2 protein-coding genes and 1 pseudogene are annotated in these 4,948 nt (G+C 45.2%); 2 read left to right on the top strand and 1 reads right to left on the bottom strand.

Translation table 11 applies throughout. The annotated features are described in order from the left end of the window. Positions 1–263, bottom strand: a pseudogene (locus tag Q0668_RS05090) (hypothetical protein); the annotation flags it as partial. 309 nt (positions 264–572) lie between these two features. Here Q0668_RS05090 and Q0668_RS05095 point away from each other — a divergent pair. Then, positions 573–965, top strand: a complete 393-nt coding sequence (locus Q0668_RS05095) for a BlaI/MecI/CopY family transcriptional regulator (protein WP_298860786.1) — start codon at positions 573–575, stop codon at positions 963–965. Then, the gene (locus Q0668_RS05100) at positions 952–4,812 is read left to right on the top strand and encodes a M56 family metallopeptidase (protein ID WP_298860789.1); all 3,861 of its coding nucleotides are present in this window, start codon (positions 952–954) and stop codon (positions 4,810–4,812) included. Before Q0668_RS05095 ends, Q0668_RS05100 begins: the two co-directional genes overlap by 14 nt. Positions 4,813–4,948 lie beyond the last annotated feature (136 nt).

Raw genomic sequence — 4,948 nt, forward strand, 5'->3', positions numbered from 1 at the left:
CGACATCCACGAACCGGCTTTTCCAGTAAACGCTTCTGACTGGGAAGTGGGTTTTGAAACGACGTCAGAATTTCACAATATGATTTCCCCTTGTGCTGGATGCTGGCAATGTGTCCTGTTTCACAGATGCGCAAAGTGGCGGAAAAGTTTTTCTCTCGCACTTCAGCAGTTGCACAAGTCGTATACAGTTCGGGGTGAATGGAGCGCCCAATAAAGCGAAAGATCAAATCGTTTACTTTCGGTCTGGCGGAGCGGACATTCATTTCCGGGAAATCCAAATAGATGGAACTTGATAATATATAAATACTTACTGATTTATGGCCAGGATGTATTGAATCTGAATTCCTGTTGTCGCCATCAATCTCAATTCCGATTCTAAGCGATCAGCGGACCAATTCCAAACATGGTTCTGCAAGAATTTCAAAGTCCTGATCTATTTTCGAGAACGATCATTTTTGGATTGACTTTGGGGGGAGACGATATCCTGTAGACTATTTTTAAAACAACGGTCTTGACTGAATTACAAATGTAATTAGACTTTGGCAAGTACATTTGTAATTCAGGAGCGATTGATGACAGAACGACCGGCATTATCCAAAGGCGAAATTGAAGTGGCCCGTGTTTTATGGGACTTAAAGCATGCCACCGTCCGTGAGGTGTATGCCGCATTCCCTAATTCGCGCGGCATTGATTTCACGACCGTCCAGACTTATTTACGGAGGCTGGAGAAAAAAGGTTACGTGAATGCCAAGCTCGATGGGCGCACTCGCGTTTATACGCCGCGTGTGAAGCCACGTACAGTGATTCGAGAAACCGTGGATGATCTGGTGGACCGTCTGTTTGCCGGCGAGACCTTTCCTTTAATGCAACATCTGATCGAAGACCGCAATGTCAGCCAAGAGGATTTAGATGCGTTAAAGATTCTGCTTGAACAATTGACGGAGGCACGACATGAATCTGAATGATCCCACGTTCGTGTTACTTGTCTGGCAGCAATTCTGGCAATGTTCGTTGTTGGTGCTTGTGGTTTACCTGATGTGTAAACTTATCAAATTCAATCGCTCGCATTTAACCTTTATTTTATGGTTGATTGTCTTGCTGAAATTTCTGACGCCACCATTGTGGACCAGTTCGAGTGGTTTGTTTTGCTGGGTACAGCAGCCTTTCCATTCAGAATTGCGTCAAGCGCCTCTCAATCAGGAGTCACAGTCATTGCCCAGAACAGAGTCGATTCGACTGATGACAGGCGGTGATTTGCGGAAGATGCCCGACGTCGAGACAAAGTCTTCACCATTTACAGTAACCATTCGCGACGTTGACCCGAATGAGTCTCAAGTTGTGCCAATGGATCAAGGGGCACTGATCACTAAACCCGCAGTCATTAACTCCGCCGTCATAAAAACGGAGCGGTTCTCTTTCGGCTACACTTTATTGGACGTGGGTTTAATCGTCTGGGCGCTGATCGCTGCCATTATCGTGGGAGTGATGAGTGTGCGTTGCTGGCGCTGTAAGCGCATCATTCGATGCGCGGGCGAGCAGCTTCAGCCAGAATTGAATCAGTTATTAGAACGGCTTTGTAAAGAGCTCAAAGTCAAACGCCGTGTGAGGCTGTTGATTACCAAAAGTCGAATGGGGCCAGCGGTCATGGGTCTGTTTCGTCCGACGATTATTCTTCCCGAAGTGATCACAGACGCGCGTTCGCTCAAGGAACTGGAACCGATTCTGGCTCACGAGTTGATTCATATCCGCCGTGGCGATTTATGGGTGGGGTTGTTGCAATTGTTGGCGTCGGTTGTGTGGTGGTTCAATCCGCTGGTCTGGTTTTCCGGACGTTGTTTGAAGTTCGAGATCGAGCAGTGTTGTGATGAAGAAGTTTTAGCAGAGTTGAGCTGTGATCCGGGTTTGTATGCGAAGTGCTTACTGGAAGTCCTGGAATTAAAGCAAAGCCTGAAAACGGTGCCTGTCGTGCCGGGCGTACGTCCGGTGGAAATTACGTCAAAACGTCTGGAGCGAATTATGAAATTGGGACAAGGATGTCAAAAACGAACGCCCTGGTGGTGCTGGATGATTTTTGTGGGACTCGCGGCAGTTGTGTTGCCGGGTGCTGCGTTTGTGGTGTCCGCTGATGATCAGCAGACACAGCCCAATAAATTCAACCAAAAAGAAATAATTAAGCAGAACAAACCAGTTAAAGAGCTAGAGGAGACCGCATCGACTCCGCTTTTGAGTGAACTGTTAACGTTGTTACCCCCAGAGAGTATTCCTGAAAAATTCCAGCGAGATCAATCCGCGATTCGTACCTTCCCGATTCAATTTCTGTTTGAAGATCTTACGGATGAGGCAGATATCGAGGTGACAAGACCGATTTTCTTAAACATGATCCTTTACCAGCTCAATGGTCAATTAGAAAAAAAAACGCTGATACACGGTAAAGACAAGAAGGTGCTTAGGGGCACGATGGTGATCAATCCCTGGGTATCATCTAGTGCCAAAGATTATCACATGCTGAGTCGCAGAGATGATCGCATCCTGATGATCGAAAATACATTGTTGGTGATGAGTGAGGATCCCAGGCTCAGTCAAGACGTGAGTCGTATCTTGCAGTTTATGAAATCGCTGACGAAATTCTCTAAAGCTGAGACAATGAAAAGAAATCAATCTCTGGCCATGAAAAATAGCGCGAAAGAGCCGTTGAAAAAAAACGCAATGCCATTGGGTGTGCAGGTTCCGGAGTTTGAGGAAGGACGGGGTTATCGGCTTCCGGTTCCGGTCGGTCGTCCGATAGGGGTTACAACCAGAGTCGGGGGGACAACATCGAACTCTCCTCACGTCAGTTCCTATCCGATCAAAAGTTTGATAGAGGAAGCACGCGAAAAAGTAGGTGCGCAGCAGGCCGAGTTTGATCTCTTGCAAAAAATTCGTTTGGCTGTCAGTGATTTGGGAAAATTATCACTTTCGAAGCCTGCGAAGTATGATCCAAAGAGCAAAGCGAATGCTTCTGCCTTGGGTGACTCTGAAGGGATTATGGTCATCAATGATTTTTTAATGGTGATGAGCGAGAACCCTGAGGTTCATCAACGCGTGGCTTTGGCGTTAGAAACAATCACTGAATCAATGGCAACACAGGTACATATCGAGGGAAAGATCATTGCTGTGCCACTAAAAATGATTGAATCTATGAACGTGCAAGAGCCAACAATCAAAACGGATGATTCATTTAGCGTTCGCCGAAAAGATGTCAGGAAAATGTATTTCAAACATAATGGAATCGCATTTCAAGGAAAAAATATAGAACGTCTGATTCCATATAATTCTGAAGTCGCTGCGCAATCCATGATTTACGAAGTTCTGAATGATCAACGTGTCAAAGAAATCGAGCAAGTGATCCAAGCATCAACAGAAGTCAAATACCTGAGTGCTCCCAGCTTGTCAATGTTCAATGGTGGAATCGCCCAAATCGCAATTGAGCACAGTCCTACTTCTCCGACAAAGAATACTGGACCTGATCAACGTCATGAGTTAGGAAAATCCGGCATCTCGATAGAACTTCGCCCCCGTTTTTCTGAGAATGCGAGCGATGAAAAATTGGGCAGATTGGCTTATCAGATCACATTCTCAGGTAGAAAAAATTTGACAACACAGAAGGCACTCGATCTGAAAACGGGTCAGGAAAAAAACGTTGAACTTCCCTTGCTCACAAAAGTTCGCTATGAAGATTCGGCTCAGATCAAATGGGGGCAGACGTTACTGTTCGGGGGGTGTTCTATCCCTGATTTAATGAGTGAAACGGAAGTGCTTTTAGTCATGTTCAAGGTGGAAAAAGTCAAACCTCTTGAAGAAGGTCAAGTGATGCACGGAGTCGGTGTAAACAGCAACGCGGGTGTTACAGGACAAATTGTGATTGATGAGTCGAACTTTAATAACACGTTGCTCACGAATACTTATCCTGTTGCCGACTTAGTGATGCCATTACCTCGTAAGGTTATCTCGTCAGGATATGACACAGCTGCGCGACAAGCCCGATTTGAACCGTTAATCGAGCTAATCAAGCAAAACATCACACCTGAAGACTGGGAGGATGCACAGAATCAAGGTGCCTATCGTATCGTTCCCTACGAAAAAACGCTTTCGCTGACCATCCGACATACCAGAAAAGGTCACGATCAAATTTTCAAGTTACTTGAAAAACTAAGAGCCATTCAGGATTCCCTGTTTACTATCAATCTGAACCTGATTCAAACGGATGATCTTCAGAGGTCGTTCAGAGTATGGGAACGATCTGAAGATCCGGATGTTCGAAGTCTTTTGAAACAATTGAAAACAAAAAACTTGAAAGACGGAATTATCATTAGTGTTCAGCAAGCTGGCTTATTTAGACGGATAGATAGTACACAGAGTCCGATGACGTCAATTAGTCTTGTCAATGGACAGACTGGAGAAGTAGTGGTATCGGATACTCCAATGCGTCCTCAAAAATCAAACTCGGGGGTCAAGGTTCAGTTACGTCCGGAACTATTGAAAGATCAAAAGTTACGGCTCTCTATGGCTATCAACCCTAAAGATGCCTTGGATGCGTTATCCAATCTCAAAAATATCACGCTTCCCAAAGTGAGAAATGATGCATTTGATATCAAAGGGGACTTTGTGTTGTTTGATATCACTGATCAAGTCGTAGGAAAGGATGCAGCATTCCTACCTTATCAACGATTCAGTCAAATCGAGCAGAAAAGTGAGAATCAGAAACAGGTTTTTCTCCTAGTGGCCCCTTCTGTTTCCAGCATGTCGGAATTTGTTAACCACCGGCCTAGGTAGTGTTTCTTCTTTCCAATAATTCTTTGCAACCTGGGAGGAACCGTGGCTAACGCCATTCGGCTCATGATTAAAAACAAGATCAGCCGCAAGGCATTAGCCGCGGTTAATACCGATTTCGTTAAAGGTGACATTCCTG

This window comes from uncultured Gimesia sp. (assembly GCF_937910335.1).
GTDB lineage: Bacteria > Planctomycetota > Planctomycetia > Planctomycetales > Planctomycetaceae > Gimesia.

Coding starts and splice junctions, on each gene's coding strand:
- Q0668_RS05095 (WP_298860786.1), top strand. CDS start 573: ATGACAGAACGACCGGCATTATCCAAAGGCGAAATTGAAGTGGCCCGT.
- Q0668_RS05100 (WP_298860789.1), top strand. CDS start 952: ATGAATCTGAATGATCCCACGTTCGTGTTACTTGTCTGGCAGCAATTC.